Here is a 993-nt window from a genome sequence, read left to right as displayed (position 1 = left end):
AGATGATAACTCTTATTATGGGAAGATACCTATGAATTGGGTACAGACAACATTAAATTATATAGGAATAATTAGTACTGGTAACACGCCATCTAAAAATAGCCCTGAAAACTACGGTGGCGAAATACCATTCTATAAACCTGCTGATTTATTACAAGGAGAACTATACAATGCAACTGAATATTTATCGGTTCTAGGAAATACAAAATCCAGAAAAATAAAAGCAGGTTCTATTTTAATAAATGGTATTGGAAATATTGGAATTGCTGGGATTGTTCGTGTTGATGGAGCGTTCAATCAACAAATGCATGGCATAGAAGTATTTAATTTTGTCAACTCAAAATTTTTACTTTTAGCTATACAGTCTGATTTTATGCAAAAACAATTCAAGAACAATACATCATCTACCACTATTCCTATATTAAACAAAACTAGATTTTCTCAAACTATAATTAATTTTCCAGGTATACGTACACAAAAATTAATAATTACTAAAGCTGAGAAACTTTTTGAAAAAGTAAGTCAATTTTAGCGACAATTCTCTTTTGTTCTAAAACTGAAGGGATACCTATTATTTTAGATTTTAGATACGAATAATGTCGAGCATAGCCCCTGTTCCTAACAAATAATAGCGTATAGTCTAAGTGGTATTTTAAAAATTTTGCAGATAAGCAAATTGGAGACAGAATTTTTACTCCGTCTGCACCAACAACAAAAGGGAAGTCTATAATCTTAAGATTTCTTGTATGGTCACCAAATATTACAACGTCTGTTTTATAGTCTAGAATCTTAGAAAAATTATTAGAAAATCCTTCAACTAATATTTTAGATTGACTAACTACTGGGATCTTGCCCTCTTTTACAATTTCAGACTGTTTTATTTGATAAGGTTTAGCTGAAATAGTTGTTACAATTTTTTCTAAAGGAGCTAGCAACCAAGTTGATCTTCTTGGAAAATCTATTTCAATTTTAATGTTATTCAGATAATAAGAG

The 993-nt window shown here is 29.9% G+C and carries 2 protein-coding genes; one reads left to right on the top strand and one right to left on the bottom strand.

Translation table 11 applies throughout. The features are described from left to right. The coding region (locus tag B4W83_RS11845; protein WP_240149041.1) for a restriction endonuclease subunit S at nt 1-532 on the top strand (532 nt) is incomplete at its 5' end. Here B4W83_RS11845 and B4W83_RS11840 read toward each other — a convergent pair. Next, nucleotides 492-993: restriction endonuclease subunit S domain-containing protein (locus B4W83_RS11840; protein WP_226373517.1), on the bottom strand; the 502-nt coding region annotated here is incomplete at its 5' end. The two genes, B4W83_RS11845 and B4W83_RS11840, sit on opposite strands and share 41 nt — an antisense overlap.

The sequence above is a fragment of the Streptococcus pseudopneumoniae ATCC BAA-960 = CCUG 49455 genome (assembly GCF_002087075.1).
Taxonomy (GTDB): Bacteria; Bacillota; Bacilli; order Lactobacillales; family Streptococcaceae; genus Streptococcus; species Streptococcus pseudopneumoniae.
Note: the sequence above shows the minus strand (reverse complement) of the source record. Positions and strands in the feature narration are given on the sequence as shown.